General features: G+C 61.4%; 14 protein-coding genes. 5 read left to right on the top strand and 9 right to left on the bottom strand.

Features of this window, described 5'->3' with window-relative positions; all coding sequences use genetic code 11:
- From BFP90_RS29485 to mfd, 5 genes are all read right to left on the bottom strand, one after another.
- The coding region (locus tag BFP90_RS29485; protein WP_370671683.1) for an IS3 family transposase at nt 1-279 on the bottom strand (279 nt) is incomplete at its 3' end.
- 20 nt (nt 280-299) lie between these two features.
- Entirely contained in the window at nt 300-596 is a 297-nt protein-coding gene (locus BFP90_RS29490) for an IS3 family transposase (RefSeq protein ID WP_065891765.1), read from the bottom strand.
- A 117-nt stretch (nt 597-713) separates the two neighbouring features.
- Nucleotides 714-3404: a DEAD/DEAH box helicase gene (locus tag BFP90_RS04540; RefSeq protein WP_065896078.1), complete on the bottom strand. Its 2691-nt coding sequence runs from the start codon at nt 3402-3404 to the stop codon at nt 714-716.
- Nucleotides 3405-3413: 9 nt separating this feature from the next.
- The gene (locus BFP90_RS04545; protein ID WP_065896080.1) at nt 3414-3980 is read right to left on the bottom strand and encodes a CsiV family protein; all 567 of its coding nucleotides are present in this window, start codon (nt 3978-3980) and stop codon (nt 3414-3416) included.
- A gap of 11 nt (nt 3981-3991) precedes the next feature.
- Complete coding sequence (gene mfd, locus BFP90_RS04550; protein ID WP_065896082.1) at nt 3992-7441, bottom strand: transcription-repair coupling factor; 3450 nt, start codon at nt 7439-7441, stop codon at nt 3992-3994.
- Between the two features lie 340 nt (nt 7442-7781).
- Between mfd and BFP90_RS04555 the strand changes: the two genes are divergently transcribed.
- Nucleotides 7782-9245, top strand: a complete 1464-nt coding sequence (locus BFP90_RS04555) for a glyceraldehyde-3-phosphate dehydrogenase (RefSeq protein ID WP_065896083.1) — start codon at nt 7782-7784, stop codon at nt 9243-9245.
- Nucleotides 9246-9401: 156 nt separating this feature from the next.
- On the opposite strand, the gene BFP90_RS04560 is transcribed toward BFP90_RS04555, so the two are convergent.
- The gene (locus tag BFP90_RS04560) at nt 9402-9935 is read right to left on the bottom strand and encodes a chalcone isomerase family protein (RefSeq protein ID WP_065896084.1); all 534 of its coding nucleotides are present in this window, start codon (nt 9933-9935) and stop codon (nt 9402-9404) included.
- Between the two features lie 215 nt (nt 9936-10150).
- On the opposite strand from BFP90_RS04560, the gene sthA reads away from it, so the two are divergent.
- Nucleotides 10151-11545, top strand: coding sequence for a Si-specific NAD(P)(+) transhydrogenase (gene sthA / locus BFP90_RS04565; RefSeq protein WP_065886348.1), 1395 nt, complete (start codon nt 10151-10153; stop codon nt 11543-11545).
- Between the two features lie 42 nt (nt 11546-11587).
- Here sthA and BFP90_RS04570 read toward each other — a convergent pair whose 3' ends face one another.
- Both BFP90_RS04570 and BFP90_RS04575 read right to left on the bottom strand, forming a co-directional pair.
- Nucleotides 11588-12310 carry a glycerophosphodiester phosphodiesterase gene (locus tag BFP90_RS04570; protein ID WP_065893538.1) on the bottom strand — a complete coding sequence of 241 codons (723 nt, stop codon included), beginning with the start codon at nt 12308-12310 and terminating at the stop codon, nt 11588-11590.
- Nucleotides 12311-12354: 44 nt separating this feature from the next.
- Nucleotides 12355-12933: a PilZ domain-containing protein gene (locus tag BFP90_RS04575; protein ID WP_065893539.1), complete on the bottom strand. Its 579-nt coding sequence runs from the start codon at nt 12931-12933 to the stop codon at nt 12355-12357.
- 94 nt (nt 12934-13027) lie between these two features.
- Between BFP90_RS04575 and BFP90_RS04580 the strand changes: the two genes are divergently transcribed.
- From BFP90_RS04580 to BFP90_RS04590, 3 genes are all read left to right on the top strand, one after another.
- The gene (locus BFP90_RS04580; protein ID WP_065896085.1) at nt 13028-14278 is read left to right on the top strand and encodes a lipoprotein-releasing ABC transporter permease subunit; all 1251 of its coding nucleotides are present in this window, start codon (nt 13028-13030) and stop codon (nt 14276-14278) included.
- Nucleotides 14279-14285: 7 nt separating this feature from the next.
- Nucleotides 14286-14969 carry a lipoprotein-releasing ABC transporter ATP-binding protein LolD gene (gene lolD, locus BFP90_RS04585; protein WP_170875974.1) on the top strand — a complete coding sequence of 228 codons (684 nt, stop codon included), beginning with the start codon at nt 14286-14288 and terminating at the stop codon, nt 14967-14969.
- A gap of 61 nt (nt 14970-15030) precedes the next feature.
- Nucleotides 15031-16275 (top strand): lipoprotein-releasing ABC transporter permease subunit, encoded by a 1245-nt coding sequence (locus BFP90_RS04590; protein WP_065886353.1) that lies wholly within the window; start codon nt 15031-15033, stop codon nt 16273-16275.
- Between the two features lie 108 nt (nt 16276-16383).
- Here the strand turns inward: BFP90_RS04590 and BFP90_RS04595 are convergent.
- The coding region (locus tag BFP90_RS04595; protein WP_141688922.1) for a heavy metal sensor histidine kinase at nt 16384-17163 on the bottom strand (780 nt) is incomplete at its 5' end.

Raw genomic sequence — 17163 nt, forward strand, 5'->3', positions numbered from 1 at the left:
ATGAACGAACTTGCGCTTCCAGATCGGGCGTAAATCCTGTTGTTTCATCAGCCGACGGACCTTGTGCCGCCCAATGGATACGCCATCGCTACGCAGTGCTTTCATCACCCGACGACTGCCATAACAGTGCTCATTGGTCATGAACGTAGCTTTGACCTGAGCTGCAACCGGACAGACAGCTTTTGGCTTAAAAGACCGCTGACGAGCTTCATAGAACCCCGAACGGCTGATCCGCAAAACCCGGCAGATACGTATTACCGGGTAGGCCTTGCATTGCATTTGGTGAACCAATTGGTGGATCACTTCAATTCGCGGGCAAAGAAGGCCGTAGCTTTTTTTAATATATCGTTGTCAGTCTTCAGCTCGCGGATCTGCTGCTCAAGCTGACGAATACGCTGTTGCTCGCTGGTTAACGGTTTACCAATCCCTGTACCACCTAACTGCTCGGCTTGGTACTGCTGGACCCAGCGGCGCACGGCAGTATCACTCAAGTCTAAATCGGTACAAACGGAGTTCACGCTCAGGCCTTGGTCAACAATCATCTTGCAGACTCTTAGCTTGAAAGCGGCGTCGAATTTTCTGTACTTCTTGGTCATGGAATACTCCTCAATAGGTGTAGTTTCACCTATTGAGGTGTCCGGGACTATTAGACCAGCTCATTGTGAATACATACAAATGTGGGAGGGGGCTTGCCCCCGATGGCGACCCAACAGTCAGCGCTTTTCCTGCTTATTGGGCAACGGCGCAAACAGCGCCTCGATATCCTCATTACCCAACTGCCAGTCCCCGGTGGTCCGCCCATCCAGCACACCCGCCGCCAGGTCGGACTTCTCCTTCTGCAAGTGCTGGATTTTCTCCTCTACCGTGCCCCGGGCAATCATTTTGTACACGAACACCGGCTTCTCTTGCCCGATGCGATACGCGCGGTCGGTGGCCTGGTTTTCGGTGGCGGGGTTCCACCACGGGTCGTAGTGGATCACGGTATCGGCTTCGGTCAGGTTCAGGCCGACGCCGCCCGCTTTGAGGCTGATCAGGAAAATCTGCAGCTTGCCGCCCTGGAAGTCCTTCACCGGTGTGCGCCGATCACGGGTCTGGCCGGTCAGCAAGGCGTAGGCGATGTCGCGTTTCTTCAGTTCGACCTCAATCAAGCTCAGCATCGAGGTGAACTGCGAGAACAGCAGAATCCGCCGCCCCTCGGCAAACAACTCCTCGAGCATCTGCATCAGGCTGTCGAGCTTGCCCGAGCTGCTGCCACGGGCGGGCAGGGTGGCGTCGTTGACCAGGCGCAAATCGCAGCACACCTGGCGCAATTTAAGCAGTGCCTCAAGGATGATGATCTGGCTGCGGGCCACGCCCTTGCGGGTAATCTCGTCGCGGACTTTTTTATCCATGGCCAGGCGCATGGTTTCGTACACGTCGCGCTGTGCTTCATTAAGATCGACCCAGTGGATGATCTCGGTCTTGGGCGGCAGTTCCGTCGCCACCTGCTCCTTGGTGCGGCGCAGCAGGAACGGCTTGATCCGACCGTTGAGGTGCTGCAGTCGCACTTCACTGGCGCGTTTTTCAATCGGTACGCGGTAATCGCGGTTGAAGCTTTTCACGTCGCCCAGCCAGCCCGGCAGCAGGAAGTGGAACAGCGACCACAGTTCGCCCAGGTGGTTTTCCAGCGGCGTACCGCTCAGGCACAGGCGCTGCCGTGCATTGAGCTCACGGGCCGCTTGAGCCGCCTTGCTGGTGGGATTCTTGATGTATTGGGCTTCATCGAGAATGAGCACGTGCAAGGGCAGGGCGGCGAGTTGTTCAATGTCCTTGGGCAGGAGGGCGTAAGTGGTGAGCAGCAGGTCGTAGTCCTGCAGGTTGGCGAAATGTTTCTTGCGCCCGGCACCGTACAGCGCTTGTACCCTCAGTTGCGGGGTGAAATGCGCCGCCTCATCGAGCCAGTTGGGGATCAGGCTGGTGGGCATCACCACCATGCACGGCCTGTCCAGGCGCCCGGCGGCTTTCTCCGTAAGAATATGCGCAAGGGTCTGCAAGGTTTTACCCAGGCCCATGTCATCCGCAAGAATTCCACCCACCTCCAATTGGCGCAGCGACTGCATCCAGCTCAGGCCCTCCAACTGGTAAGGGCGCAAGGTTGCGTTCAAGCCTTCCGGCGCCACGCAGGTGAAATCCTTGATGTCGCGCAGACGCTGGGCAAAGTTGCGGATCTTCTCGCCGCCTTCCCATTGCAGCGGCAGGTCTTCCAGCGGGTTCAGGCGGATCGCGTCGGCCTTGGCCAGGCGCAACGTGGTGGTGCCGGCTTCCTGGAGGTAGAACTCGCCGAGGGTCGCCAGTACCGGTTTCAAACGTCCATAAGGCAGCGCCACCTGCAGCGGACCGTGGCCGTTGGGCAGGCCGGGAATATTCACCAGGATGAGTTCATCATCGCGACGTCGGGCGAGTTTTTCCGGATTGAGGATCTCGGTGTGGGAGCGCATCAAGTTGAGCAGGATCGGCAGCAGGCTCAGCCGTTCGCCGTTGACGATAATTCCCAGCTCCAGGTCGAACCAGTCACGCTCGGGGGCTTCATCGACGCTGGCGTACCAGTCGTCCACGGGGCTCAGGTCGAAACCGAAGTCTTCATCGATCTGCAGCTCCCATCCCTCGGCCCGCAGCGCGGGGGAAGCGTTGAGGGTGAAATTCAACCAAGCGCTGTCATTGACCATCTCGAACAGTTCGCCGGCACTCTCCGGCAGGGCCTTGCTCTGGCGCGTGGCGATCTTGAAGCCGAGCAGGCGCAATTGCTCGCGATACGGTTGTTCCAGCTCCGGATGGCGCTTGATGCGCAGGCTCTGGGTTTCCTGACGCACGATGATGTCGGCGTTCTTTTGCCCGCTGACGTAATTGCCCAGGTAGTTGAACGACAGCGCCGCGCGATGCTGGATGTAACGCTGCATCTTGCCATTGCGCGGTTCGAACGCGCTGAACTCCACGCTGGCCAGCCACAGGCGCGGCACGGGGCGCACGTCTTCCATGACCACCTGCGGCAGCACCACGCGATTCTCCAGTACCGCCTGGAGTTTGCCCAGCAGCTCGGCATCCTGGGCCGCCGCCGGGTAGGCCAGGGTTTCCTGGACCTTGAGCAGCACCGCCGCGATGTGTTTGCAATTGGTGTGCACCGGGCAGGTACAGCGGCTGTCCACCAGGATCAGCATGCCCTTGGCCGATTCGCGCAACGAGATGGTTTGCCGGTACACGTTGCCGCCCGAACCCTCGCAACTGGCGGTGATGGTGCTGTCGCCGGACTCGACGATGCGCACCCGATTCTCCAGCGCATAACGGCGCCCGCGCTCCAGGCTTTGCTCTTTGAAGCGATTGGCCCATGACGGGGCCAGGGGTTTGGTCAGCGATGGCGTCAGGGGCATGGCGCTGGATCAGTCCTGCAGGTCGGGCGGTGGTGCGCTGGGGGGCTTGGCGGTCAGCGAAGTGATCTTGATCAGCAGCGCCAGGTGGCCGCCATCCAGGTAATTGAGCTGGTTGTTCTTGGTGCGTACCTCTTTCTGGCTCAAGTGTTCGCTGGCGATCACGCTGCCGTTGGCGTCGAACTGGTTGATCCAGAAGTCGGCATCGATGTCAGTGAAACGTCCCAGTTGCAGGTTCAGTACGCCTTGAATCGGGAATTGGCCGAATTGCTCCTGGCCGTCGGTGATGGCGATCCGCACCGGCTGCTCGCCCAGGTTCTGTTCCCAGGCTTTGTGCGCGAGCACGGTGTAGTTGGAATCGGCGCGCAGCTTGTCGACGATGTTACCCAGGCGCGGCGGGCTCATGCGCTCGCCCAGGCGCGGCGCACCGCCATCCCAGTTTTCCGGGGCGGCGCGGCTGTTGATCACCGGCTCCGCATTCTGGCGCACCAGGATCATTTCCACCTGGTAGGGGCTGTCGGCAAAGGCTGAAGGCGCGAGTACCACCAACAACAGGCTCAGAATGCGGAACACGCGCATGGAGGCGTCCTTCAAGCAGATTTCGGAATGAGGCGCTCAAACAGCGCCTCCAGGGTATTGAAGCGTTCTTCGGCGCGTTCCATCGGCACCATGAACTTGAACAGCGTAGCCCCTTCGAACTTGTAGCGGTTGGGCTGGCCCTGGATCAGCTTGATCAGCACCAACGGGTCCACCGGCGTCTGGGCTTCGAATTCGATACGCCCGCCCTGCGGCCCGGCGTCGACCTTCTTGATGCCCAACTGCTCGGCCTGCAACTTGAGCAGGGTCAGGCGCACCAGGTTTTTGGTCGGCTCCGGCAACAGGCCGAAGCGGTCGATCATTTCCACCTGCAGGTCCTTGAGGCCTTCTTCGTCGGTGGCCGAAGCGATGCGCTTGTACAGGATCAGCCGCGCATGCACATCCGGCAGGTAGTCTTCGGGAATCAGTGCCGGCAGGCGCAGGTTGATTTCCGGGCCACCGCCCAGCGGTTGATCAAGGTTCGGTTGCTCGCCCTTGCGAATGGCTTTCACCGCGCGTTCCAGCATCTCCATGTACAGCGTGAAACCCACCGCCTGGATCTGCCCGCTCTGGCCGTCGCCGAGCAGTTCGCCGGCGCCACGGATTTCCAGGTCGTTGGTGGCCAGCACAAAACCGGCGCCCAGGTCCTGGGTGTTGGCGATGGCTTCCAGGCGTTTTTCCGCATCGCTGGTAATTTGCTGGCGCGGCGGCGTCAACAGGTAGGCATAGGCCTGGTGGTGGCTGCGCCCGACGCGGCCGCGCAGTTGGTGCAACTGGGCCAGGCCGAACTTGTCGGCGCGCTCGATGATGATGGTGTTGGCGCTCGGCACGTCGATACCGGTCTCGATAATGGTCGAGGCGATCAGCACGTTGAAGCGCTTGTGGTAGAAGTCGCTCATCACCTGTTCGAGTTCGCGCTCGCGCATCTGCCCGTGGCCGATGGCGATGCGGGCTTCCGGCACCAGTTCGGCGAGGTCGGCGGCGCACTTCTCGATGGTCTTCACGTCGTTGTGCAGGTAATACACCTGGCCACCGCGCAGCAATTCGCGCAGCAGCGCTTCCTTGACCGTGCTTTTGTTCTGCTCCATCACGAAGGTGCGCACCGACAGGCGGCGCGCCGGCGGCGTGGCGATGATCGAGAGGTCGCGCATGCCCGACACGGCCATGTTCAGCGTGCGTGGGATAGGCGTTGCCGTGAGCGTAAGAATGTCGACTTCGCTGCGCAAGGCCTTGAGTTGCTCCTTCTGGCGCACACCAAAGCGGTGTTCTTCGTCGATGATCACCAGGCCCAGGTTTTTGATCTTCACATCGTCCGACAGCAGCTTGTGCGTGCCGATGACGATATCGATCTTGCCTTCGGCCAGGTCGGCAATCGCGGCATTGACTTCCTTGGCCGATTTGAAGCGGCTCATCACTTCCACCGTCACCGGCCAGTCGGCAAAGCGGTCGCGGAAGCTGTTGTAGTGCTGCTGGGCGAGCAGGGTGGTCGGCACCAGGATCGCCACCTGCCTGCCGCCATGCACCGCAATAAAGGCGGCGCGCATGGCCACTTCGGTCTTGCCGAAGCCCACATCGCCGCACACCAGGCGGTCCATCGGCTTGGGCGCGAGCATGTCGGCGCGCACGGCTTCGATGGTGGTTTGCTGGTCCGGGGTTTCTTCGAAGGCGAAGCCGGCGCTGAAGGTGGCGTAGTCGGCTTTCGGGTCGGCGAACGCATACCCTTCGCGGGCGGCGCGGCGGGCGTAGATGTCGAGCAGTTCGGCGGCCACGTCGCGCACCTGTTCGGCGGCCTTGCGCTTGGCTTTCTGCCAGGTCTCGGAGCCCAGGCGATGCAAGGGCGCCAGCGCGTCGTCGCTGCCGGTGTAGCGCGCGATCAAGTGCAGGCTGGCCACCGGCACGTAGAGCTTGGCGCCTTCGGCGTACTCCATGGTGAGGAATTCGGCGGCCTGGTTGTCGATTTCCAGGGTCTGCAAACCGAGGTAGCGGCCGACGCCGTGGTCGATGTGCACCACCGGCGCGCCTTCGCGCAGCTCGGTGAGGTTCTTGATCACCGCATCGTTATTGGCGTCGGCGCGTTTTTCGCGACGGCGACGCTGCATCACGCGCTGGCCGAACAAAGGGCTTTCGGCGATCAGGGCCAGGGCCGGGTCATCCAGCAGCAGCCCTTCGTCCAGCGGCGCGATGGTGATTGCCAGGCGCTCGTTGCTTTTTACAAAATCCGGCCAGCTGTCGACGGTTTTCGGGCGCAGCTTCAGGCGCTCCAGCAACTCCAGCAGCACTTCGCGACGCCCGGCGGATTCGGCGGTAAACAGCACGCGGCCGGGGAAGTCGCCGAGGAAGTTGGACAGCGCCTCCAGCGGCTGTGTGGCTTTGGCCTGAATCGCCAAATCCGGCAGCGCCGCTGCGGGGAAGCGCTCGCGGCCGCTGCCGGCGTCCACATCATGCTGGCTGGCGACCACGCGCGGCCAGTTTTTCAGGCGCGCGAAGCAGTCTTCCACCGGCAGGAACAGCTCGGCGGGGGGCAATAAAGGTCGGGATGGATCGACGCGGCGCTCTTCATAGCGGTTGCGCACGTCGTTCCAGAAATTTTCCGCCGCCTGCTCGATGCCCGGCAGCGAGAACACCTGGGTGTCCTGGGGCAGGTAATCGAAGAGCGTGGAGGTTTCGTCGAAGAACAGCGGCAGGTAGTACTCGATACCGGCCGGCGTAATCCCGCTGCTCAAGTCCTGGAAGATCGGGCAACGGCGGAAGTCCACATCGAAGCGCTCGCGAAAGCGCGCCTTGAAGCGCGTGACCGCGTCTTTTTGCAGGGGAAATTCCCGCGCCGGCAGCAGCTTGATCGACTCGACCTTATCGATGGAACGCTGGTTTTCCGGGTCGAAGGTGCGCAGCGTTTCGATTTCGTCATCGAACAGGTCGATGCGATACGGCAACTTGCTGCCCATCGGGAACAGATCAATCAGTGCACCGCGCACCGCGAATTCACCGTGCTCGTACACCGTGTCGACGCAACGGTAGCCGCTGGCCTCCAGGCGCGTGCGCATCTGCTCCACATCAAGCTTCTGGCCGATGTCCAGCACCAGGCTGCTGCCGAGCAGGAACTTGGTCGGCGCCAGGCGATGCAATGCCGTGGTAATCGGCACCACCAGCACGCCGTGGGCCAGTTCCGGCAGGCGGTACAGGCTGGCGATGCGCTGGGAAATAATGTCCTGGTGCGGCGAGAACAGGTCGTAGGGCAGGGTTTCCCAGTCGGGAAAGTGCAGCACCGGCAAATCGGGGGCGAAGAAGCTCAGCTCCTGCTCCAACCGTTCGGCGCTTTGGCTGTCGGCGGTCAGCAGCAGGGTAAAGCGCTTGGCTGCGCTGGCAGCCTCGGCAATGGCCAGGCTCAGGGCGGCACCGGGCAGGTTGCCCCAGTGCTGTTTACCTGCCGCGGCAGGGAGTAGCGGTAGACGCAGAACGGGCACGGAAGGTTGAGCTCCAAGCGTTGCGACAAAGTCGGTAATTGTAACGGCCAGAGGTGCCGCCTGTCAGTTGCTGACTGTGCCTATTAGGGTTTGTTGGAAATGTAGTGGCTAAGACAAACAATCGTGGGTTTTGACTCAATATGTAGTGCCAAAATGCGCGAATGTTTAGGAGGGTTACGGACAAGTCGGCCTGCTCGTCAAACGAGTGGCCTTCTGGAACCCGCGTATTTCCTGGGCTGTAGCGCGGTGGTATTTTTTTGCAAGGGGTTTTTGTTGCCTGTAGCGCATTGCTCAACGGTCAGTCGGGCGACATAATGTAGCCCCTTTTTTCAGCCCCTACATGTGGAAGGTTCCCGTGACTCAGAAGCCCGACCAGTGTCTTGGTGAATGGATCGACCGTGAAGCACTCGCTGAAGCGATGATTCCGCTTATCGGTCAGCTGTACCGCAATAACAATGTGGTGAGCTCGATCTATGGCCGCAGCCTGATCAACCAGTCCGTCATCGCGATTCTCAAGGCGCACCGCTTTGCGCGCCACCGTTCTGCCGACGACAGCGAACTCTCCGTCCACGAAACATTCCCACTGCTCAAGGCCATGAGCGAGCTCAAGCTCGGCGCGGCTTCGGTCGACCTGGGCAAGCTGGCCTACAAATTCCGCAAGGAAGGCGCAGGTCGCACTGCCGAGCAGTTCGTGCGTGAAGAAATGGCCGAGGTGATCGGCCAGCAAAGCGCCGCTGCCCGCAAAGGCACCGACGTGGTGCTCTACGGCTTCGGCCGTATCGGCCGCCTGCTGGCGCGCATCCTCATCGAAAAAACCGGCGGCGGCGACGGCCTGCGCCTGCGTGCCATCGTGGTGCGCAAAGGCGCCGAGAACGACCTGACCAAGCGCGCAAGTCTGTTGCGCCGCGACTCGGTACACGGTCCGTTCAACGGCACCATCGTTATCGACGAAGCAAACAACACCATCACCGCCAACGGTAACCTGATCCAGGTGATCTACGCGAAGAACCCGTCCGAGGTGGATTACACCCAGTACGGCATCCAGGACGCGCTGCTGGTGGACAACACCGGCGTATGGCGTGATGCCGAGGGCCTGGGCCAGCACCTGGCCTGCCCGGGTGTCGACCGCGTTGTCCTGACTGCGCCTGGCAAGGGCAAGCTCAAGAACATCGTGCACGGCATCAACCATGCCGAAATCACCGCTGACGACAAGATCGTGTCCGCCGCTTCCTGCACCACCAACGCCATCGTGCCGGTGCTCAAGGCTGTGAATGACAAGTTCGGCATCGTCAACGGCCACGTCGAAACCGTTCACTCGTACACCAACGACCAGAACCTGATCGATAACTTCCACAAGGGCGACCGCCGTGGCCGCAGCGCCGCGCTGAACATGGTGATCACCGAGACCGGTGCCGCCACCGCTGCCGCCAAGGCCCTGCCTGAGCTGGCCGGCAAGCTGACCGGTAACGCGATCCGTGTACCGACGCCGAACGTGTCGATGGCCATTCTCAACCTGAACCTTGAGAAAGCCGCCACCCGTGAAGAGATGAACGAGTACCTGCGCTACATGGCGCTGCACTCCGATCTGCACAAGCAGATCGACTTCGTCAATTCCCAGGAAGTGGTATCCACCGACTTCGTCGGCTCGCGCCATGCCGGTGTGGTGGACGCCGAGGCGACCATCAGCCAGGACAACCGTGTCGTGCTGTACGTGTGGTACGACAACGAGTTCGGCTACAGCTGCCAGGTGGTTCGCGTGATGGAAGACATGGCTGGGGTCAACCCGCCGGCGTTTCCGCGCTAAGCCTGAGTGTTGAATGAAAAGGCCCCGACTGGTTCGGGGCTTTTTTGTGCCTGGGAGGGCCTCATCGGGGGCAAGCCCCCTCCCACATTGGTATGTGTTCGCAAATCAAACTGTGGGAGGGGGCTTGCCCCCGATGGCGGTGCTACAGCCGACACATCAATCCAGCAACTGGCCGCGCAATTCATCAGACAACCCTTCAGGTGCAAGCCAGATACCCAGGTAAGCCCTCGCCAGTGCATCATCGCTACTGCTGAACACCACCTGACCATTAATCTCCAGGTTCAAACCCCGGCCCGGGCGAAAATCCAGGGCATAGCGGTCACCGCTACGAATATCCCGAAAGCGGGCGTGCAGCCTGGCTATTTCCGGATTCAAGCCGGCATTGGTTTGCTGGCGTTCCAGGGTGGCGCTGGCCGCCTTGATCACATCCGCGCGATCGATGTTGCGAAAGTAATACAGCACCAGGCGCAACGCTTTCTGTTGGTCCCAGGCTTGCCTTGCGGTCAGATCCGCCGGCGCGTACAGCGCCGCCGCATACACATCCGCCCAGAGATAGTTGAGCACCGCCTGGTTTTTCAGCGCCAACCCCTCGACCTGCGCGGGGAAGCCGGCCTGCTTGAGTCGGTCCACATCACTGGCCTGAGCCGTGATCGACATCATCAGCATCAAACCGATAAAGAGTTGTCGCATAATGGCTGATCCTTGAATCGACGCTGATTTGCGCCCTGTTAGTATGGCAACACTGGCCTACGACGCGACCAAGGGTTAATGTGCGCGGCGTTGAGCCTTATATAGACTGTGCCCCGGTTCACACACTTGAGCCAAATTGTCCTTCATGCCCGCTGGCCGCGGCATGATTTAGCCAGGCGTCCAACCGTACGCCTGGCCTGTTCTGAGGAGTACGCATGGCTGTCTACAACTACGACGTGGTGGTACTGGGTTCCGGCCCGGCTGGAGAAGGCGCGGCGATGAACGCTGCAAAGGCAGGGCGCAAGGTGGCGATGGTCGACAGCCGTCGCCAGGTCGGCGGCAACTGCACCCACCTGGGTACCATCCCGTCCAAGGCGTTGCGTCACTCCGTGCGCCAGATCATGCAATTCAACACCAACCCGATGTTCCGGGCCATTGGCGAGCCGCGCTGGTTCTCGTTTCCGGACGTGTTGAAAAGCGCCGAGAAAGTCATCTCCAAGCAAGTCGCGTCGCGCACCGGCTTCTATGCCCGCAACCGCGTCGACCTGTTCTTCGGCACCGGCAGCTTCGCCGACGAGCAAACTGTCGAAGTGGTCTGCGCCAACGGCGTGGTCGAAAAACTGGTGGCCAAGCACATCATCATCGCTACCGGCTCGCGCCCGTATCGCCCGGCGGACATCGATTTCCACCACCCGCGTATCTACGATAGCGACACCATCCTGAGCCTGGGCCACACCCCGCGCAAGCTGATCATCTACGGCGCCGGCGTGATCGGCTGCGAATACGCCTCGATCTTCAGCGGCCTGGGTGTACTGGTGGAACTGGTGGACAACCGTGACCAGTTGCTGAGCTTCCTCGACTCGGAAATTTCCCAGGCGTTGAGCTACCACTTCAGCAACAACAACATCACCGTGCGCCACAACGAAGAGTACGAGCGCGTCGAAGGCCTGGACAACGGGGTGATCCTGCACCTCAAGTCCGGCAAGAAGATCAAGGCCGACGCCTTGCTGTGGTGCAACGGGCGTACCGGCAACACTGACAAGCTGGGCATGGAAAACATCGGGGTCAAGGTCAACAGCCGTGGCCAGATCGAGGTGGACGAGAACTACCGCACCTGCGTGACCAACATCTACGGCGCCGGTGACGTGATCGGCTGGCCAAGCCTGGCCAGCGCCGCCCATGACCAGGGCCGTTCGGCGGCCGGCAGCATTGTCGACAACGGCAGCTGGCGCTACGTGAACGACGTGCCGACCGGCATCTACACGATTCCCGAGATCAGCTCGATCGGCAAGAACGAGCACGAACTGACCAAGGCCAAGGTGCCGTACGAAGTGGGCAAGGCGTTCTTCAAGAGCATGGCGCGTGCGCAGATCGCCGGTGAGCCCCAGGGCATGCTGAAGATCCTGTTCCACCGCGAAACCCTGGAAGTGCTCGGCGTACATTGCTTCGGCTACCAGGCGTCGGAGATCGTGCACATTGGCCAGGCGATCATGAACCAGCCGGGTGATCTGAATACGCTCAAGTATTTCGTCAACACCACGTTCAACTACCCGACCATGGCCGAAGCCTATCGGGTAGCGGCCTACGACGGCCTCAACCGGCTTTTTTGAGCGGCTCCGGCCGGTGGCCTGAGCCGGCCGGGGAGACCGATTTCAGTAATTCCCGAGGGTGGCAGTGGCCAAACCGGGAAAGTCTGTAATCAGGCTATCTACGCCGAAGTCGGCGAGCCTGCGCATCAGCGCGGGTTCGTTGACCGTCCATACGGATACATGCAAACCCTGGCGCTGGGCTTTTTCCAGCCGCTCGGGGGTGCACAACGTCCAGTTCAACGCCAGGTACTCACAGCTATAGTTCTGCGCGACCTTCAGTGGGTCGAGCCAGGCGTATTCGGCCACCAGTCCGCGTGACAGGTCGGGGGTCAGTTCAATCGCCGCTTTGAGCACTTCCCGCGAACTTGAGGTGACGGTGACTTTGTCCATCAGGCCAAAGCGCACGGCCATCTCGCGGATCGCCAGCACGGTGGTGGCGGCGCGGGTACGCGAAGCGCTTTTGACTTCCAGCTGCCAGTGATCGAAGTCGCACTTTTCGAACAACTCCTCCAGGCGCGGGATCGGGCAAGGGCTGACCCAGCCCGGGCCGCCTTTGCGCGCATCCATCTTCACCAGGTCGGCTGCCGAGTACTCGACGACTTTGCCGCGTCGGTCGGCCGTGCGCTTGAGGGTAGGGTCGTGGATGACCATCAGTTCGCCGTCCATGGACAGGTGCAGGTCCAGTTCGCAGCGGCGTACGCCGTGCTTGAGGCATTCCTGAAAGCTGGTCAGGGTATTTTCCGGTGCTTCGCCTTTGGCACCGCGATGGCCGTAAATCAGGGTCACAGTTGCTCCTTTGCGCCAGGATGGCTGGCGTCGTGAATACGCATTCAGAGATCGTCGCTTTGTTCTCGCGCCAGGCGGCGTTCCTGGGCCTGTTTCTGCAGGATGTAGCGCGCCAGCAGTTGGCGTTGGGCGTCGGTCATGGATTCGAATTCCGTGCCCACGTCAAAGCCGTCGCCCTTGGGATCGCAATGGGTCACCCGCGCGCGCAGCAGCAGGCCGAGCGCCTGGGGCATCAGCACCAGCTTGACCGCCAGGTGCGTGTCGGGCGCGAGCGGGGCAGGGTGCTGAAAGTCGATGCCGCCTTCGGACAGGATCACCGGCTGCGGCGCGCCCACCTCGTTGAGCAGCCCGCGGGCCATGACTTGGCTGAGCAGGTCCAGGCGCTTGTTCTGCACTTTGAGGAACGCCGCCAGGCTGCGGTCTTTTTCGTTGATCTGGCGCAGCAGGTGCTGGGCTTCGAACTCGCTGAGGTGCAATTCGCTGAGCAGATTGAACAGCGGCGAATCATCCAGCAACACTTCCTTGCTCGCCGCGTCGGGCGCCGACAGGCTTTTGATTTGGAGTGCGATCATGTCGTCGATACGGTAGTATTCGCGGCGCTCTTCTTCATCTAATGTCGACATGGCGAACCCCAGGTAACGGTAATGGTCTGAGTGTAAAGCTGCTGACCAGACCCCGCCACCGGGACGTCTTCTTTTCCTCCGAACAAGCCCCGACATGTTCAGACCTCTCTTCGTATTTATCGGCACGCGTTATACCCGTGCAAAGCGTCGCAATCATTTTGTGTCGTTCATTTCCCTGACCTCGATGATCGGTCTCGCCCTGGGCGTGGTCGTGATGATCGTGGTGCTGTCGGTGATGAACGGCTTCGATCATGAGATGCGCACCCGCGTGCTGGGCATGGTGCCCCACGCGACCATCGAGGGCGATGCGCCCATCAGCGACTGGCAAAGCCTGGCCGCCAAGGTCAAGCAGAACCCCAAGGTGCTGGCCGTTGCGCCGTTTACCCAGATGCAGGGGTTGCTGACCAATGACGGCAAGGTGCAGAAGATCCTGCTCAATGCCGTCGACCCGGCCCAGGAGCGCAATGTCTCGATCATCGACAAGTTCATGCTGCAGGGCCGACTCGATGACCTGGCGCCCGGCAGCTTCGGCATCATCATCGGCGACAAGGCCGCGGCCAAGCTCGGCGTAAGCGTGGGCGACAAGCTGACCTTCGTCGCGCCGGAGGTCACCGTGACCCCGGCCGGCATGTTTCCGCGCATGAAGCGGTTTACCGTGGTCGGCACCTTTCATGTGGGCGCCGGCGAGATCGACGGCTACCTCGGGTTGACCAACCTCACGGACCTCGCGCGCCTGCACCGCTGGCAGCCGGACCAGGTGCAAGGCCTGCGCCTGAAGTTCAACGACCTGTTCGACGCGCCGCGCGGTGCCTGGGAAATCGCCCAGCACCTGGGTGAATCCCAGTACTACGCCCGCGACTGGACCCGCACCCACGGCAATCTGTACCAGGCCATCCGCATGGAAAAAGCCATGATCGGCCTGCTGCTGTTGCTGATCGTCGCCGTGGCCGCCTTCAACATTATCTCCACGCTGGTGATGGTGGTGAACGACAAGAAGGGTGACATCGCCATTCTGCGCACCCTGGGCGCCACGCCGGGGCAGATCATGGCGATCTTCATGGTGCAGGGCACCGTGATCGGCGTGGTCGGCACCTTGATCGGTACTGCCGTCGGCATTCTCGCCGCGTTGAATGTCAGCGCCGCCATCGCCCTGCTTGAAAAAGTGCTCGGTCACAAATTCCTCAACGCCGACGTCTACTTCATCGACTACTTGCCGTCCCAGGTTCAGGCCCAGGACGTGTTGATGGTGGGCGGTGCCGCGTTGGCCCTGAGTTTCCTTGCCACCCTGTATCCAGCCTGGCGCGCGGCACGTACCCAGCCAGCACAGGCATTACGTTATGAGTGAATCGGGCATGAGTGAAAAAGCAATCCTGAGCTGCCGCAACCTGGGCAAATCCTACGAGGAAGGCCCGGAATCGGTGGTAGTGCTGTCGAACCTGCAACTTGAACTGCACCCGGGCGAGCGCGTGGCGATCGTCGGCAGTTCCGGTTCCGGCAAAAGCACTTTGCTGAACCTGTTGGGCGGCCTCGACACGCCGTCCCAGGGCAGCGTGTGGCTGGCCGGTGAAGAACTCTCGGCCCTCGGTGAAAAGGCCCGTGGCCAGTTGCGCAACCGCTCGTTGGGTTTTGTGTACCAGTTTCACCACCTGCTGCCGGAATTCACCGCCCTGGAAAACGTGTGCATGCCGCTGCTGATCGGCAAGACCGCGATCCCCGAGGCGCGCCGGCGTGCCACCGCCTTACTGGAGCGCGTCGGCCTCGGCCATCGCCTGGAGCACAAGCCGGCCGAGCTGTCCGGTGGTGAGCGCCAGCGTGTGGCCATCGCCCGTGCGCTGGTGAACAACCCAGGCCTGGTGATGCTCGACGAGCCCACCGGCAACCTCGACTCCCACACCGCCCAGGGCATCAAGGACTTGATGCTGGAGCTGAGCACCCAGATGCGCACCGCGTTCCTGGTGGTGACCCATGACATGAGCATGGCCCGTCAGATGGACCGCGTACTGCATTTGCAGGAAGGTCATCTGGTCGCTATCTGAGTGGCTGCAAGCCCGGTTTTTCGAGGCCGGGCTTTTTTATTTTTTCAGGCGGTGCACGCGAATGTTCAGACCGTTATCGATTTTCATCGGCACGCGCTATACCCGCGCCAAACGCCGCAACCGTTTTGTCTCGTTTATCTCGATGACCTCGATGATCGGCCTCGCCTTGGGCGTCTTGGCGATGATCGTGGTGCTCTCGGTGATGAACGGCTTCCAGCGCGAAATGAGTTCGCGCATCCTTGGCATGGTGCCCCACGCCACCATCGTCGGCGTAAAGCCGATTGATGACTGGCAGCCGGTGGCCGCTGCCGCGATGAAGAACCCGCAAGTGACGGCGGCGGTACCGTTCACACAGATGGACGGCATGTTCTCCTACAAGGGCGCGATGCAGCCGATTGAGATCAGCGGCGTCGACCCGGCCCAGGAAGGCAAGGTGTCGATCGTGGCCAAGCACATCGTGCGCGGCAAACTGGAAGACCTGAAGCCCGGTGAGTTCGGTGTGGTGATCGGCGACATCACCGCACGCCGCTTCCGCCTCAATGTGGGCGACAAACTGACCTTGATCGTGCCGGAAATCAGCACCGCGCCGGGCGGTATTACCCCACGTATGCAGCGTTTGAACGTGGTGGGTATCTTCAAGGTGGGCGCCGAGCTGGACGGTTCCATGGCCTTGATCAACATGGCCGATGCGGCCGAAATACAGCATTGGCAACCCAACCAGGTGCAGAGCGTGCGCCTGGCGCTGACCGACCTGTACGCGGCGCCGAAGGTTTCGGCGGACATCGCCGCCAGCCTCGGCGCGGCGTATAAGGCCGACGACTGGACCCACACCCAGGGCAGCCTGTTCAGTGCGATGAAGATGGAAAAGACCATGATCGGCCTGCTGCTGCTGATGATCGTCGCGGTGGCCGCCTTCAACATCATCGCCACCTTGATCATGGTGGTGAACGACAAGGGCGCCGACATCGCGATCCTGCGCACCATCGGCGCCACGCCTCGGCAGATCATGGCGATCTTCATGGTGCAGGGCACGGTGATCGGCGTGGTCGGCACCCTGATCGGCGGCGTGCTGGGCGTGATTGCGGCGCTGAACGTGAGCGAACTGGTGGGCTGGCTGGAGCGGGTGAGCGGGCAGCATATCTTCAGTTCGGATGTGTATTTTGTCAGCAACTTGCCTTCCGAACTGCAAGGTGGCGATGTGTTGCTGATTTGCTCGGCGGGGTTCGTGCTGAGCTTCCTGGCGACGATTTATCCGGCGTATCGGGCGGCGAAGATCGAGCCGGCGCATGCGCTCAGGTATTCCTGAACCGATCGTTCCCTCGCTCTGCGTGGGAACGCATCCCGTGACGCTCTGCGTCACAACAGCGGACGCAGAGCGTCCAATGAGGCATTCCCACGCAGAGCGTGGGAACGATCATAGGTGAGGCAACTCAATCACAAACCGCGTCCACCCCGCCTCAGACTCACAATAAATCCTCCCCCCATGCGCCCGCACAATTGACTGGGTAATCGCCAGCCCCAGCCCCGCATGCTCGCTGCTGCCCTCGCGCCGCGCCGGATCGGCCCGGTAGAAGCGATCGAACAGTTTGGGTAACACATCTTTCGAAATACCTTCCCCGGTGTTTTCCACCGTCAGCTTCACGCCGCGCTCATCGTCTGCCAGGCGCACCCGCACTTCGCCGCCCGCCGGGGTAAACCTGAGTGCGTTCTCCAACAGATTGGACAGGGCTCGGCGCAACATGCCGCGATCACCGGGCGTGTGGGCATGGCCGTCGCACACCAGCGAAATCTGCGCGTCTTCGGCCAGCAGCGCAAAAAACTCCAGCAACGCCTCGACTTCATCAGCCAGTGCCAAAGGCTCGCGCCTGGGGTTCAGCAAACCGTGGTCGGCTTTGGCCAGGTACAGCATGTCGTTGACCAATTGCGCCATCCACTGCAATTCCTCCAGGTTGCTGTGCAGCGCTTCGCGGTAATCCTCCAGTGGGCGCGGCTGGGTGAGGATGACCTGGGTCTGGGTCAGCAGGTTTGACAGCGGTGTGCGCAGTTCGTGGGCGATATCGGCGGAGAAGGCCGAGAGGCGCTGGAACGCGTCGTCCAGGCGGCCCAGCATGGCATTGAAGGTCTGCGCCAACTCCGCCAGTTCGGCCGGCATCTGGTGCTGCGGCAAGCGTTGCGTCAGGGAATGGGCGGACAC

Source organism: Pseudomonas sp. 24 E 13 (genome assembly GCF_900004715.1).
In the GTDB taxonomy this organism is placed as follows: domain Bacteria; phylum Pseudomonadota; class Gammaproteobacteria; order Pseudomonadales; family Pseudomonadaceae; genus Aquipseudomonas; species Aquipseudomonas orientalis_A.

Excerpts from the sequence above, each read along its gene's own strand:
- BFP90_RS04540 (WP_065896078.1), bottom strand. The coding sequence starts at position 3,404 with ATGCCCCTGACGCCATCGCTGACCAAACCCCTGGCCCCGTCATGGGCC.
- BFP90_RS04575 (WP_065893539.1), bottom strand. The coding sequence starts at position 12,933 with ATGTCGACATTAGATGAAGAAGAGCGCCGCGAATACTACCGTATCGAC.
- BFP90_RS04545 (WP_065896080.1), bottom strand. The coding sequence starts at position 3,980 with ATGCGCGTGTTCCGCATTCTGAGCCTGTTGTTGGTGGTACTCGCGCCT.
- BFP90_RS04555 (WP_065896083.1), top strand. The coding sequence starts at position 7,782 with ATGTGGAAGGTTCCCGTGACTCAGAAGCCCGACCAGTGTCTTGGTGAA.
- BFP90_RS04590 (WP_065886353.1), top strand. The coding sequence starts at position 15,031 with ATGTTCAGACCGTTATCGATTTTCATCGGCACGCGCTATACCCGCGCC.
- BFP90_RS29490 (WP_065891765.1), bottom strand. The coding sequence starts at position 596 with ATGACCAAGAAGTACAGAAAATTCGACGCCGCTTTCAAGCTAAGAGTC.
- BFP90_RS04580 (WP_065896085.1), top strand. The coding sequence starts at position 13,028 with ATGTTCAGACCTCTCTTCGTATTTATCGGCACGCGTTATACCCGTGCA.
- BFP90_RS04560 (WP_065896084.1), bottom strand. The coding sequence starts at position 9,935 with ATGCGACAACTCTTTATCGGTTTGATGCTGATGATGTCGATCACGGCT.
- sthA (WP_065886348.1), top strand. The coding sequence starts at position 10,151 with ATGGCTGTCTACAACTACGACGTGGTGGTACTGGGTTCCGGCCCGGCT.
- lolD (WP_170875974.1), top strand. The coding sequence starts at position 14,286 with ATGAGTGAAAAAGCAATCCTGAGCTGCCGCAACCTGGGCAAATCCTAC.